Source organism: Halorubrum sp. SD690R, assembly GCF_005435035.1.
GTDB lineage: Archaea > Halobacteriota > Halobacteria > Halobacteriales > Haloferacaceae > Halorubrum > Halorubrum ezzemoulense.
The window spans coordinates 46,924-60,752 of the sequence record NZ_SGTV01000009.1 but is presented as its reverse complement, the minus strand read 5'-3'; the positions used below and the strand labels follow the sequence as shown (position 1 = coordinate 60,752).

14 protein-coding genes are annotated in these 13,829 nt (G+C 69.9%); 4 read left to right on the top strand and 10 right to left on the bottom strand.

What is annotated here, in order from left to right:
* Nucleotides 1-2: 2 nt before the first annotated feature.
* Entirely contained in the window at nt 3-1,898 is a 1,896-nt protein-coding gene (locus tag EXE41_RS07475; RefSeq protein ID WP_137690675.1) for a 2-oxoacid:acceptor oxidoreductase subunit alpha, read from the bottom strand.
* Between the two features lie 174 nt (nt 1,899-2,072).
* Between EXE41_RS07475 and dph5 the strand changes: the two genes are divergently transcribed.
* The 3 genes from dph5 to EXE41_RS07460 all read left to right on the top strand — a co-directional run bounded on the left by dph5 (nt 2,073) and on the right by EXE41_RS07460 (nt 3,822).
* The gene (gene dph5, locus EXE41_RS07470; RefSeq protein WP_089307885.1) at nt 2,073-2,870 is read left to right on the top strand and encodes a diphthine synthase; all 798 of its coding nucleotides are present in this window, start codon (nt 2,073-2,075) and stop codon (nt 2,868-2,870) included.
* 76 nt (nt 2,871-2,946) lie between these two features.
* Nucleotides 2,947-3,333 (top strand): CBS domain-containing protein, encoded by a 387-nt coding sequence (locus EXE41_RS07465; RefSeq protein WP_137690674.1) that lies wholly within the window; start codon nt 2,947-2,949, stop codon nt 3,331-3,333.
* A gap of 114 nt (nt 3,334-3,447) precedes the next feature.
* Nucleotides 3,448-3,822 carry a CBS domain-containing protein gene (locus tag EXE41_RS07460; protein WP_086220484.1) on the top strand — a complete coding sequence of 125 codons (375 nt, stop codon included), beginning with the start codon at nt 3,448-3,450 and terminating at the stop codon, nt 3,820-3,822.
* A gap of 53 nt (nt 3,823-3,875) precedes the next feature.
* On the opposite strand, the gene EXE41_RS07455 is transcribed toward EXE41_RS07460, so the two are convergent.
* The 9 genes from EXE41_RS07455 to EXE41_RS07415 all read right to left on the bottom strand — a co-directional run bounded on the left by EXE41_RS07455 (nt 3,876) and on the right by EXE41_RS07415 (nt 12,132).
* Nucleotides 3,876-5,123, bottom strand: a complete 1,248-nt coding sequence (locus EXE41_RS07455; RefSeq protein ID WP_049931132.1) for an MgtC/SapB family protein — start codon at nt 5,121-5,123, stop codon at nt 3,876-3,878.
* Nucleotides 5,124-5,282: 159 nt separating this feature from the next.
* Nucleotides 5,283-6,245 carry an archaeosortase A gene (gene artA / locus EXE41_RS07450; RefSeq protein ID WP_049931130.1) on the bottom strand — a complete coding sequence of 321 codons (963 nt, stop codon included), beginning with the start codon at nt 6,243-6,245 and terminating at the stop codon, nt 5,283-5,285.
* 121 nt (nt 6,246-6,366) lie between these two features.
* The gene (locus EXE41_RS07445; protein ID WP_049931127.1) at nt 6,367-6,819 is read right to left on the bottom strand and encodes a transcription elongation factor Spt5; all 453 of its coding nucleotides are present in this window, start codon (nt 6,817-6,819) and stop codon (nt 6,367-6,369) included.
* Nucleotides 6,819-6,995 (bottom strand): protein translocase SEC61 complex subunit gamma, encoded by a 177-nt coding sequence (locus tag EXE41_RS07440; RefSeq protein ID WP_006628863.1) that lies wholly within the window; start codon nt 6,993-6,995, stop codon nt 6,819-6,821. The genes EXE41_RS07445 and EXE41_RS07440 overlap by 1 nt, the downstream gene beginning before the upstream one ends.
* Nucleotides 6,996-7,056: 61 nt before the next feature.
* Entirely contained in the window at nt 7,057-8,217 is a 1,161-nt protein-coding gene (ftsZ, locus tag EXE41_RS07435) for a cell division protein FtsZ (RefSeq protein WP_004598343.1), read from the bottom strand.
* Nucleotides 8,218-8,362: 145 nt separating this feature from the next.
* Entirely contained in the window at nt 8,363-9,829 is a 1,467-nt protein-coding gene (locus tag EXE41_RS07430; RefSeq protein ID WP_137690673.1) for a D-aminoacyl-tRNA deacylase, read from the bottom strand.
* An 88-nt stretch (nt 9,830-9,917) separates the two neighbouring features.
* The gene (locus EXE41_RS07425; protein ID WP_086216104.1) at nt 9,918-10,868 is read right to left on the bottom strand and encodes a calcium/sodium antiporter; all 951 of its coding nucleotides are present in this window, start codon (nt 10,866-10,868) and stop codon (nt 9,918-9,920) included.
* Between the two features lie 110 nt (nt 10,869-10,978).
* The gene (locus EXE41_RS07420) at nt 10,979-11,173 is read right to left on the bottom strand and encodes a hypothetical protein (RefSeq protein WP_049931121.1); all 195 of its coding nucleotides are present in this window, start codon (nt 11,171-11,173) and stop codon (nt 10,979-10,981) included.
* A gap of 50 nt (nt 11,174-11,223) precedes the next feature.
* Entirely contained in the window at nt 11,224-12,132 is a 909-nt protein-coding gene (locus EXE41_RS07415; RefSeq protein ID WP_086220495.1) for a PhzF family phenazine biosynthesis protein, read from the bottom strand.
* Between the two features lie 247 nt (nt 12,133-12,379).
* Between EXE41_RS07415 and EXE41_RS07410 the strand changes: the two genes are divergently transcribed.
* Nucleotides 12,380-13,726: an alkaline phosphatase family protein gene (locus EXE41_RS07410; protein ID WP_137690672.1), complete on the top strand. Its 1,347-nt coding sequence runs from the start codon at nt 12,380-12,382 to the stop codon at nt 13,724-13,726.
* Nucleotides 13,727-13,829 lie beyond the last annotated feature (103 nt).

The following is a 13,829-nucleotide window of genomic DNA, read 5'->3' as shown; positions in this document are numbered from 1 at the left end:
GCTTAGTCACCTGCGGCTGGGACGAAGGTGGTCTGATGGCCGGGCGCGTCGCCGTCGCCCTCGACGATCGCGGTCTCGAACCCGTCGACGATCTCCGCCGGCTCGAACGGGTTCCCGTTGTACTTCAGCAGGCTCGACAGCTTCTCGCCGTACTGGCCCAGGTTCTTCTGGACGAGCCCGCGGAACTGTCCCGAGGCGGTCATCTCCACGACCAGCACCTCGTCGACGCTCTCGATGAACGCCCGGACCTGCTCGGTCGGGAACGGCAGCATGTCCGAGACGCCGTACGACTTCACCGAGACGCCGGCGTCGTTGAGGCGACCGACGGCCTCCTCGACGGTTCCCTGCTGGCTGCCGAACGTGAGGATGCCGTACTCGGCGCCCTCCGGGCCGGCGTACGACCCGGTGTCGACCGTGTCGAGGTCGTCGCGGATCGCCGCCAGCTTCTCGGCCCGCCGGTCGATCTGCGCGACCCGGTTGTCCGGGGACTCGCTGATGTGGCCGGTCGGGTCGTGCTCGTTGCCGGTCGCGAGGAAGCGACCGCCCTTCTGGCCGGGGATCGACCGCGGGGAGACGCCGTCGTCGACCTCGTGCTGGAAGCGGTGGAACTTCCCGTCGTCGCTGTGGGGCTGCTCCGACAGCGCGTCCTCCGAGAGCGTCTTCCCGAGGTCCGGGTTCGCCTCCCGGTCGAAGTGGCTCTTCGGGACGTTCGTCATCTCACCGCCGAGCTTCTGGTCGTACAGCAGGATCGTCGGGATCTGGTACCCGTAGGCGAGCCGGAAGGCGAGCCGGGACTGCTCGTACGCCTCCTCGACGGTGCCGGGCGCCAGCACGACGCGCTGGGAGTCCCCCTGCGAGGTGTAGAGGACGTGTTCGAGGTCGGACTGCTCCGGCTTCGTCGGCATCCCGGTCGAGGGACCGGCGCGCATGGCCTCGACGAGGACGACGGGCGTCTCCGTCATCTCCGCGAGCCCGAGCGGCTCGGACATCAGCGCGAACCCGCCACCGGAGGAGCCGGACATCGCCTTGACGCCGGCGTGGGACGCGCCGACCGCGAGCGCGGCCGCGGCGATCTCGTCTTCCACCTGCTCGGAGATCCCGCCGAGCTTCGGCAGGTTCTTCGTCATGATGGTGAACACCTCGGTCCACGGTGTCATCGGGTAGCCGGAGATGAACCGGCAGCCCTCGTCGATGGCGCCGTAGGAGATGGCGTCCGACCCGGACATGAGCAGTTGGGTCTCGTCGTGTTCGCCGGTCGGGACCGACACGTCCGGCGCGTCGACGTCGTACTCCTCTTGGACCTGTTCGTAGGCGGTCTCGAGGATCTCGAGGTTCGGGTCGAGGATCTTCTCCGGCATCGCGTCGCGCATCAGGTCCTCGACGTGGTCGAGTTCCATGCCGGTGATCGCGCAGGTCGCGCCGACGCCGGCGGTGTTGCGCATGACCTCGCGACCCATATCGCGGGCGAGTCCGCGGAGGTCGAGGGGGAATACGTGCCAGTCGTTCTCCTCGGCGCGCTCCTCGAAGTTCGGGATCTCGGAGGCGTCGAGCAGCCCCTCGTCGTAGATGATGACTCCGCCTTCGCGGAGCTCATCCAGGTTCTCCGAGAGCGGCTTGATCTCCTCGTTGCCGTAGACGGCGCCCTCGGACGGGTTCCGAGCGAACGAGTCGCCGAGCGCTAAGAGGAAGTTGTAGCCGTCGCCCCGGGAGTTCACGGGGTCCGCCGACGCGCGGACCTCCGTGTAGGTGTGGCCGCCGCGGATTCGCGACGGGTAGTGCCGATGCGTGAAGACGTTGAGCCCCGATCGCATCAAGGCCTTCGCGAAGTTCTGGCTGGTGGAAGCGATCCCGTCACCGGATCCCCCCGATATCCGCCAGATGAGTTCGTCGTCAGTCATAATGGTATGTGAGCCCGAGTGGGTCTCGTGGCCTGAACTTGTGTTGGTTCCCTCTTATGGCTTGCTATGGAATCCCAAGGGACAATCATGAAGGTCTATTAGGGTGTCAAATGTTCTCGCGCTGCCGAGCCGATTTTCCGCGTTCTTTTCATTCGCCGCGCGCCGACTCCGGGTATGCTCACGTTCATCGGGCTCGGTCTCTACGACGAGCGCTCCGTCACCGTCGAGGGGCGGGAGGCGCTCCGCGCGGCCGACAGGGTCTTCGCGGAGTTCTACACCAGCCGACTGGTCGGCGCCGACGTCGCTGACCTTGAGGCGCACCACGGCGTCGACGTCGAGGTGCGCGACCGCGCCGGCGTCGAGCAGGACCCGGAGCCGATACTCGCGGCGGCCGAGTCCGGCGACGCCGCGTTCTGTACCGCCGGCGACACGATGATCTCGACCACCCACACCGACCTCCGCCTCCGCGCCGAGGAGCGCGGGATCGACACGCGCGTGATCCACGGCGTGACCGCCCAGTCCGCGGCGTCGAGTCTCACCGGGCTCCAGAACTACCGGTTCGGCAAGGCGACAACGCTCCCGTTCCCGTACGCTCACGGCGGCGACGACGTCCCCGGGAGCGTGGTCGAGACGATCGAGGCGAACCGGGAGCGCGGGCTCCACACCGTCGTCTACCTCGACATCAAGGTGGGAACGGGCCCCGCCGGTCCGGACCCCGACCACGAGGAGTACATGACCGCGGACGTCGCCGCCGGACTGCTGGCCGAGGAGTGGGCGGACGAGCTCGCGGTCGTCGTCGCCCGCGCCGGCTCGCCGGACGCGGTCGTCGCGGCCGACCGTCTGAGCGCGCTCGCCGACCGCGAGTTCGGCGACCCGCTCCACCTGCTCGTGATCCCGGGTGACCTCCATCACGTCGAGGCGGACGCCCTCGTCGGTCTCGCCGGCGCCCCCGAGTCGCTCGTCGACGAGTGAGGCGTCCGCGGTCGCGAGGCGAACGCCCCCGAACCGACCGCACGTTTGATTATTATGTGGGGCGTTGGCACGCACCATGGATGACGTGCCGGTAGATCGACTCATGTCGACCGACCTGACGACTATCGAACGCGGGGCCGCGGCGGCCGACGCGGCGGAGCAGATGCGCGAGTCCGGGGGTAGCTCTCTCCTCGTCCTCGACTCCGACGGGGCCCTCGCCGGGCTGATCACTGCGACGGACTTCGTCGCCCTCGTCCGGGACAACGACCCGAAAGACCGGACGCCGGTCGAGGCGTTCATGACGACCGACGTGGTCACGGTCGGCCGCGAAGACACCGTCGCGGAGCTGGCGGAGCCGACCGCACACGGCTACACCCACCTCCCGGTGACCGACGGCGACGACAGACCGATCGGCATGGTCTCCACGACGGACCTCACGGCGTACCTCTCGCGGCGAGGCTGACGGGTCGGGCGCCGGGACGGCCCGAGGCCGCATGACGGCGCCGCGTCCGAGTCGAGATCGCGTCGCGTTGTGCGTTCCGGAAGAGTAATGAAACATGGTAACACACAGCGCGGTATGGATCTCGACGACAGGACCCGCGTCGCGGACGTGATGTCGACGCCCTTGGAGACGATCGGGGCGGACGCGCCGCTCCGGGAGGCCGCCCGGCGGATGCGCGACGAGAACATCAGTGCGCTCGTCGTGACGACGGGCGGAGGATGTATCCTCACGCAGAGCGACGTCGTCGGAGCGGTCGCCGACGGGAGCGACCCGGAGGCGACGACGGTCCGCGACGTGATGACCGAGGACGTCGAGACGGTGACGCCGGACCTCATGCTGGAGGAGGTCGCCGCGATGATGACCATGTACGGCGTGAAACACCTCCCGGTCGTCGACGACGACTACGTCGGGATGATGTCGTCGACGGACATCGCCGCACACATCTCCTGAGGCCGGTCCGACGGGCTGCCTGACCCACTTCGCCCACCGGACTCAGCGGGCCCTCACAACAGCAACAGCGGCGCCCCCGCGACCACGCCCACGGCGATCAACAGGAGGTTCCACAGGAACACCGGCCTGACCAGCTCGCGCGCGATGCTCGCCGCGAACGCCGTCTTCACCAGGATGCTGGCGGCCGTCCCGGCGACCACGCCCGCGACCGCGGTGTCGACGCCGATCTGTCCGGTCCCGAGCAGCGAGACCGCCGTGGTCGTCGAGGTCCCCGACGACACCAGCCCCGCGAGGAAGGAGGTGGCGACGAACCCGCCAGCGCCGAACGTCCGCTCGGCGACCGCGGAGGCGAGCAGCACGAGCAGGAAGAGCGCGCCGAACGTGAGCGCGTTCCCGAGGCTGAACGGCGAGGTGAGCTCCGCCTCCATCGTCGTCCGCCAGTCGCTCCGCCACACGGCGACGCCGATCCCCGCGACCGTGATCGCGCCGAGCGGCGCGCCGACGACGAGCGCCGCCTCGGGGACGAAGACGGCCACGACCGCGGCGTTCCGGAACGCCATGGCGGCGTTGGCGAGCAGGATCGACCCCACCGCGATCTCGCCGAGGTCGGCGCGCCCCTTCGCGCGCTTCGCCATCTCGGCGACGACCGCCGTCGAGTTGACGAGCCCGCCGAAGAACCCGGTCACCGCGTAGCCGCGCCCCTGATACCGCTTCACCAGCACGTAGTTGACGAAGCCGATGGCGCTGACCGCGACCACGAGCGACCAGACGAGCCGCGGCTGGACCGCGTTCCACGGGTCGATCGTCTCGGCGGGGAGGAGGGGGAAGACGACGAACGCGAGGATGGTGAACTCCACCGCGCTGCGCACCTCCTCGCGCGAGAGCCCCCACGCGAACTGGTGGAGCTCCCGTTTCAACACCAAGAGCAGCGACGAGAGCACCGCCACCGTCACCGACTCGATGAACAACTCCTCGGCGACGAGCACCCCGACCCCGTACGTGACGAGCAGCGACGCCGACGTGGTCAGCGAGAGCCCGTCGACCTCGGCCTCGACGAAGCTCCGGACCGCCAGTAACACCGCGCTGGCGACCACCAGCACGCCGCCGACGACGAGCAGCCCGGGCTCGTCGACGAGCGAGAACACCGCCGCCGCGAGGCTGACGAGCGCGAACGTCCGGATCCCCGCCGACTTCTGCGACCACTCGCGCTCCAGCCCGAGGAACATGCCGAGCGCGGTCGCTAACGCCAGCTTCGCGACGTTCGTCTCGAGGTAGACGAACGGGTCGACCCCGCCTATCACCGCCGCCCACCTCCGCGCGACCGCGCTCTCGGACCGGCGCCCGACGGTCCGTCTCGCGCCCTCGGAGTCATGACCGACCGTTCCGGCCCGCTACGTCTATAGCTTGCTATATAGCAATATATAGTGTCTCCAAAGCGGGGCCGTCCCGGACCCGCCGCCCTATCGGTTCGTCGGTTCGCGCGGCAGGTCGAGCGCCTCGGTCAGGTCGTGCTCCTCGCCGGTGATGAGGTAGAGGACGTCCTCCAAGATGACCGCGAGCTCGGGCAGCTCGCGCACCGCGAGGAAGGTGATCGCGATGAGCGCCACGACCGCCAGCAGCTGGCTCATGATCCGGTCGGAGATGAGGAACGACACCCTGTACGGGTCGGTCGCGCCGAACATCGTCATCACCAGGTCCGGGTACCAGTGCATGTACTGGTTGCCAGACACCACCGAAATGAACGTCGTCCGGAAGATGTTCAGGACGTAAATGAGCGGGATCGACACCGCGAGCGCGCGGAGCTTCCGCGCGAGAGGCGCCTCGACGGCGGCGACGAGGCCGCCGAAGATGGCCATACTCCCCAGCCCCGTACACGCCAGTACGATGTGGATGATGACGGTGTGGCCGTCGTCCAGCGTCCACGAGTACGCCGCCTCGTACCCCTCCCTGCTCGTCACCGCCTCCGGCGCGTACCCGAGCAGGTCGATGAGCGCACCGGTCTGCGTCGCCACGACCTCGATGAGGATCCGGCGGGGCTCCGGGACCGCGACCCCGCCGACGGTGAACGCCGGGATCGTCTCGAACGGGAGGTAGATGAAGAGCATGATCGCGATGGCCCGCGTGAGCGTGAAAAGCGACGCGCGCCCGTCGTAGAGGAGATACCCCGCGTACACGCTGGCGGGGAAGCCGACGAGCGCGAGGATCGACTCGACGTAGCTCTGGTGTTCGAACGCGAAGTACGGCACCGTCGACAGCCAGAAGAGCCCGAACAGCGCCCACGTCCCGGCCGCGAGCGCGCGACCGGCGGCCAGCCCGCGCTCGTCGAGCAGCCACGCCGTCGCGAAGAGGATCGCGACGATCCACGCGAACGTGAACGTGTCGGGAATCACGCTCAACACCGCCGGCGCGCCGTGGCCGAACATATCGCTACGGTCCGTCGTCGTCGAATAAAGCCCTTGTCGTTGCGTGCGATCCTGGCGTCAGACGGTCGGGCCGGCTCGCGCTTCCTCGTCCGCCGCCGCGCCGATCGGCCGGCCGGAGGCCTTACCGTTCCTCGCTGTCGAGGACGCGGATCTGGTCGCCGCGGACCGTCACCGGAATCGGGACGGTCGCCTCGTACAGCTCGACGGTCACCTGGTCTTTCCCCTCGTCGATCCGCTGGACGCGCGCCTTCTCGCCCTTGAACGGGCCGGCGATCAGCTCGACGATGTCGCCCTCGGCGATCCCCTCCACGTCCGGGGTCGGCGAGAGGAAGTGCTCGACCTCGGAGAAGGGGCTCTCGGCCGGGCCGTCGCCGCCCTGAATGACGCCGCGGGCGTGCGGGATCTCGTCGAGAATCCGGCCGAACGCGGCCCCGTCGGTCGCCTCGACCATCACGTAGCTCGTGAGCTGGTCGGGGGCGATGACGGCCTGGATCTCGGGCGTCTCCTTCTCGGCGAGCATGTCGGCGACGGTGCGTTCCTGGCTCGCCGTCGTCTTGACCGAGTAGATCGGCATTACGCGCCGACCCCCGGGAGGAGGCTCATGATCGCGAACATCAGGAAGCCGATGAACCCGATGAGCAGGATCCCGGCGCCGGCGATCTTCGACACCTGGAGGAACTCGTCGGTGCTCGGCGTGCTCGCCAGCTTCAGCACCCGAATGTAGCTGTTGAGGTCGTACGGAACGTCCATGTTACCAGCGAATTCGAGACGAGACGGTTTTTACCTTTTGATGCGGCTCGGGACGGGGCGACTACTCCACGTAGTCGATGTCCTCGACGTCGGCGGAAGCGGCGCCGCCCTCCGGCGGTTCGCCGTTGCTCCCGTAGATCTGCGGCGACTCGACCCCGGTGACGACGATCATGGTTCGCATCTCGCCTTCGAGCTCGTCGTCGACGGAGGTCCCCCAGATGATCCGGGCGTCGGGGTCGATCCGGTCGTATATCTCCTCGACGACGCCCTCCGCCTCCTCGATGGACATGTCGGTGCCGCCGGTGACGTTCACCAGCGCGGAGTTCGCGCCCGAGATGTCGACGTCGAGCAGCGGCGAGCGCAGCGCGGACTTCACCGAGTCTTGCGCCTTCGAGTCGGAGTCCGACTCGCCGAGGCCGATCATCGCGACGCCGCCCTTCTCCATGACCGTGCGAACGTCGGCGAAGTCGAGGTTGACGAGCCCGGGCATCGTGATGAGCTCCGTGATCCCCTTCACCGAGCGCATCAGCACCTCGTCGGACACCTTGAACGCCTGCCGGACGGGGAGCTTCCCGACCGCGTCGAGCAGGCGGTCGTTGGGGACGACGATGACCGTGTCGCTCACGTCGCGGAGGCGTTCGAGGCCGGCCTCGGCGTTCGTGCGTCGGACCTCGCCCTCGGCCGTGAACGGGGTCGTGACGATGGCGATGGTGAGCGCGCCAGACTCGCGGGCCGCCTTCGCGACCACCGGCGCCGAGCCGGTCCCGGTGCCGCCGCCGAGCCCGGCGGTGACGAACACCATGTCGGAGCCGTCGATGGCGTCTTGGATCTCCTCTTGGGACTCGATGGCGGCCTCCTCGCCCACCTGCGGGAGGGAGCCCGCGCCGCGCCCCTGCGTCTTCTGTTGGCCCATGAGGATCTTCGTGTCGGCCTCGATGTTGACGAGGTGCTGGACGTCCGTGTTGGCGGCGACCAGCTTCGCGCCGTGGATCCCCTCCTCAGTCATGCGGTTGACCGTGTTGCCGCCGGCGCCCCCGCAGCCGACGACCGTGATGTTCGTCTGGAGGTCTTGGAGGACGTCCTGCAGCTCGTCGTCGGTCATCGTCCCGGTCTGTGGCGGCGCGCCGGCGCTCCCTCCGGCGGCGCTCTCGCCGGCTCCCCCGGCGTCCTCTGCGGGGGCCTCTTCGGCTTCGTCGATGGCGTCCTCAACGATGGAGTCCATTATATGGTGTCGTTGCGACCCGGACGTATTTATTTTTGCCCGATCGTCTGACGCAGGTCGGACGCCGAAATCTCCGGCGTTCGCGGCCGACCCGAGCGAGTACGGCTGACGCGGTCGATCCGCCGGCCGCACGGGCTTTTATAAATTATTTGAGGGCGTCGCCGTCGATCGGGAACCGCTCCGTCCGCGCTCGCGACACGTCGTCTGGTTCGACGGTCGCGCCGTCGACCTCGACCGCCTCCCCGTCGGCGAGCCGGCCGAACGCCGGCCCCTCCGGTACGCCTCGTTCGGCCGCCAGCGACGGGTCGAACGCGGTCTCGCGGGCGACCACCGCGTTCCGGTCGGCCGCCACCTCGACCGCGTCGTACCCGGTCTCCAACACCGCCGCCAACCCGTCCACGAGGTCCGCGTACCCCGGCGTCTCCGGAGTCGTCGCGAACGCGACCCGCCCCGCCGCGCGGGTGCCGCCTTGTTCCGTGTCGAACGCGACGGCGACGCGCTCGACCGCCTCCCGCGTCGCGGCGGCGTCGAGCCCCTGCGCCCGCGAGCATAGGTCCGCCGGAAGGTCGCGGACCCGGACCGCTGCCCCGTCGCCGCCGGTGCCGTCCGCCCGGTCGCCACCGGCGTCTTCCGCCTCGGTCCCCGCCGTTTCGGGGACTTCGTCGGCGACCGCGCCGAACCGCAACCCCTCGTCGACCGGTCCGATCGCCGCCTCCAGCCGCTCGACGAGCGGGATCGGAGCATCGCCGACCTCGCGGACCCACGTCTCGCTCACGACCCGGTGACCGAGGTCCTCGACCACCGCGGCGAGGTCGGGGCGGTCACCGTCGATCACGGCCCGGTCGGCGCGGCTCCGCTCGAAGGCGGCCTCGATCACGTCGCAGTTCGCCTCGGGCGCGCCGAGGTCGGCGAGCGCCCAGTCGGCGCCGACGTGCCCAACCGCCCACTCGGTCTCGCGGACGATACGGGTGAACCGCGGCGCGTAGTGGCCGCCGCCGAAGCCGACGACGTGACGGGGGCGCGGCGCGGTCGCGGCGTCGGCGACGCCCTCGCCGACTACGTCCGCGCCGGTCCCGCGCAGGTCGAGGACTGCCCGCGCGACCGCCGCGGCCGCCTCGGGGTCCTCCCACTGCGGCTCGTCGGAGCCGAGTTCGACGAACAGCGACGGCACGGAGACGCCCGTCGGCCCGTGGTGGGTACACTCGATGCCGACCTCGTACCCCTCCGGGGCATGTCGCGCGAGCGCCTCGACGGCGCGCTTCTCCGCGCCCGGCGCGGCCCGCGCCAGCGACTCGGGGTCGCCCCCGTACTTCGCCTCGCCGAAGTTCCCGGTGAGGTGCGCGGTCAGGAGTTCGCCCGTCTCCCCCGAGTGTCTGGAGACGAACGCGAGGAACTCGGGGTCGCAGTCGAACGCGGCGGCCGGGTCCGACAGGCGGATGTGGAGGTCGTCGAACTCGCGGAGCTCGAATCCCGCCGCCCGGTAGTACGTTGCGCCCCCGTCGGCGTCGGGGCGCGACTCGTCCTCGCGCGCCTCCCAGTCGCCGACCTCGAGCAGCCGCTCGCCGATGTGCGCCGAGGCGCTGTCGGCCCGGCTGACGACGATCGCTATCACGACGCCGACTCGGTCGCCCGCGACGGAATAGCCGTCGGTTCTGCTCCGACTCCGCGGGGGCGCGTCGACCGGGGTCCGGCCGTCCGCGCTACGGGAGCAACAGATAGACGAAGGCCCCGTATCCGACGGTGAGGACCGCGCCGTCGACGCGGGTGATCCGCTCGCTGTACGCCATGATGCCGACGATGACGGCCGTGAACGCGAGCAGCGCGGGGAACTCGAAGCCGCGAACGCCCGGGGCGACGCCGATGGGCGTCACGACGGCCACGATGCCGATGACGGCGAGGATGTTGTAGATGTTCGAGCCGACGACGTTGCCGACGCTGAACTCCGCCTCGCCGCGCACCGCGGCCACGACGCTGGCCGCCAGCTCCGGCAGCGACGTGCCGAGCGCCAGCACGGTGAGTCCGATGAAGATGTCCGAGAAGCCGGCGGCCGCCAGCAGCGACTCGCTGCCGTCGATCAGCCACCGCGAGCCGAGGACGAGCGCCGCGATCCCGGCGACGACCATCGCGATGTCGCGGGCCCTCGCGTCCGGCATCTCGTCCCGCTCGCTGTCGGTGATCGCCGACTGGTTCTCCCGGACGCGTCGCAGCACCGCGGCGGTGAACGCCACGAGCGTCCCGAGCAGCACGACGCCGTCGAGGAACCCGATCCGCCCGTCCCAACCGAGGCCGACCAACAGCAGCGCGGCCAGCACCATGAACGGGACGTCACGGCGAAACACCGTGTCGGAGACGTTGAGCGGGCGGATCAGCGCCGACACCCCCAACACGAGCCCGATGTTCGCGATGTTCGAGCCCACGATCGCGCCGAGTCCGATGTCCGTCGACACCGTGACGGCGCCGAGCAGGGAGACGAAAAGCTCCGGGGCCGTCGTCGCGAACGCCACGACGGTGACGCCGACCGTCGACGCCTTCAGCCCCACGGCGAGCGCGAGGTCCCTCGCCCCCGCGACGAGCAGTTCGGCGCCGGCGTACAGGAGGGCGACGCCGACGGCGATCAACAGCAGTTCGAGGAGTGGCGACCCGGGCAGCACGGCTCCCGGTTCGCAACGGCGTTTCAAAAGGGTCGTGATCCGCGACCGCCCGAGGTGGCGGCCGTTACCGTTTCGCTACGAGGCGGGTCTCGGCCGCCCCTTCGATCGGTTCAGGCGTGTCCCGCCCGGAACTCGCCGTGTTTCACGCCGATCGCGAACGCGAGCCCGCCGAAGACGAGCATCGACGGGACGACCATCATCAGGGTCGTCTGGAGGGGCATCATCTCCGCGCCGATGAGGCCGCCGGCGCCGACCGCGACGATCAGTACGAGGATCGCTGCCGCGCGTGGAAGGTCGAATTCCATGGTTTCGGTACGTCGCGAGCGATGCTAAACGTTCGGTCTCCGCGACGGGATCACGCCTCGATGATCTCGTCGTCCTCGCCGCCGGGGATCCGGATCTCACCGTCGAGCGCGACCGTCGCCCGGCCGCCGACGCGGACGCCGTCCGCCTCTACTCGCACGCGCACGCGGCCCGGTCGGTCGAGGAAGTGGCCCTGCTCGAAGCGGAGCTCGTCCGGCTCGTCCCCGTCGAAGGCGTCGACGTGACGGAGGTATCCGCCGACCGCTCCGCTCGCGGTGCCCGTGACCGGGTCTTCGGAGATCCCCAGTGAGGGCACGAACGCCCGACCGTGGGCCGTCGAGTCGGCGTCGAGCGCGTCGAAGGAGAACGCGTACACGCCGGCGACGTCGAACTCCTCGGAGAGGCGCTCGACGGCCGCGTCGTCCGGGTCGGCCTCGCCGAGCCGCTCCAAGAAGTTCACTGGGACGACAAGGAACGGGAGGCCCGTGGACGCGACCGCGGCGGGGAGGTCCGCGCCGACGTCGCGGAGCGCGGCGGGGTCGACGCCGAGCGCGGCCGCGACCCGGTCGAGATCGACGTCGACGACCTCGACGCTCGGCGCCTGCTGTCGCATCCAGACGGTGCCGTCGTCGTCGACCGCGACGCTGAGGTCGCCGACGTTCGTGCGGAGCGTGCGCTCGCCGCCGTCGATCGCTCCCTCGGCGAACAGGGCGCCGTAGATCGCGATCGTGGCGTGCCCGCAGAGGTCGACCTCCGTGGTCGGCGAGAAGTACCGGAGCCGGTCGTCGGCCGCGCCGTCGGCCCCGGTCAGGAAGGCAGTCTCCGAGGCGCCGAGCTCGGCGGCGACGGCGGCCAGCTGTTCATCGCTCAGCCCCTCTGCGTCGGGGACGACGCCGGCGGCGTTCCCGGCCAGCGGCTCCGCGGCGAACGCGTCGACGAGCAGCGCGCGTCGGGTCTCCATGTCGAACCCCTCCGAGGTCGCGAATAAAAAGCCTCCCGAGGCGCTCCGAGGCGGACGGGGCCCCTCCCGAGCGGAGCGGCGACGCCAGCGCGCGGTCGTCGCGGGTCCGGGGCCGTCGCGGACGCCCCGGTCGTTACCGACATGACGAACTCGACCCAACAAGCGCTTCGACTCCGAGGCCCGTCGGACCGCACTCCCCGGAGCGTCCGATGTCAATCCTTTTGCCCTCGACCGCAGATGAGTGTGTATGGGCCTCTTCGACCGGCTGCGAGGGAGCGACACGCCGCGCGTGGCGTTCATCGGGATCGACGGCCTCTCGTACCGGCTCGTCGCCGACAACCCGGAGACGTTCCCGACGCTGTCGGCGATCGCGGACGACGGTGAGGGGGGACAGATCGACAGCATCGTCCCGGCGGAGTCGAGCGCCTGCTGGCCGAGCCTCACGACGGGGACGAACCCCGGCGAGACCGGCGTGTACGGCTTTCAGGACCGAGAAGTCGGCTCCTACGACACGTACGTGCCGATGGGACGCGACGTGCAGCGCCCCCGGGTCTGGGACCGCGCGACCGACGCGGGACTGGACGCGACCGTGATGAACGTCCCCGTCACGTTCCCGCCGCAGCGGACCGTCCAGCGGATGGTCTCAGGCTACCTCTCCCCCGACCTCGACGCGGCCGCGCATCCCGACGAGTTCCGCGAGTACCTTGCCGACAGCGACTACCGCTTGTCCGTCAACGCGAAACTCGGACACAAGGCCGACAAGACCGCGTTCCTAGACCACGCCCGCGAGACACTCGACGCCCGCGCCGAGGCCTTCGAGCGGTACGTCGAGCGCGACGACTGGGACCTCTTCGTCGGCGTCTTCACCGCTCCCGACCGGGTCAACCACTTCCTGTGGGGCGACTACGAGGACGGCGGCCAGCACCGCGAGGACCTGCTCTCGTTCCACGCCGCCATGGACGAACACGTCGGCTCGATCCGCGAGGCGCTCCCGAGCGACGTCACGCTCGTTGTCGGCTCGACGCACGGGTTCAGGCGCCTGCGGTACGACGTGTACTGTAACGAGTGGCTCGAACGCGAGGGGTGGATCTCCTACGCGGACGACGACCCCGACTCGCTGGCCGACGTCGACGACGACGCCCGCGCGTACTCGCTCGTCCCCGGCCGCTTCTACCTCAACGTGGAGGGCCGCGAGCCGAACGGCGTCGTGCCCGAGGACGAGTACGAGGCGACGCGCGCGGAGCTACGCGAGGCGCTGGAGTCGTGGACCGGCCCCGACGGGAATCCCGTCGCAGACCGCGTCGTCGACCGCGAGACGGTGTTCCGCGGCGACCACGCCGCCATCGCTCCCGACCTCGTCGTCCTCCCGAACGACGGGTTCGACCTCAAGTCCGGGTTCCGTCCCCACGACGGCGTCTTCGACCCCGACGGACCGCGGACGGGAATGCACGCCTTCGACGACGCCGCGCTGTTCGTCGACCACCCTGACGCGACGGTCGACGACGCTGACCTCCTCGACGTCGCCCCCACCCTCCTCCGACTGCTCGACATCGACTACGGCCGCACGGACTTCGACGGTGCCAGCCTCGTCTGAACGGCCCCGACGCCTTCCGCAGTCTCGTCTGAACGGCCCCGACGCCTTCCGCGACGGCCGCACGCCGTGGCCGACCGAATTGAAGTGACTCCACCCCCACCGA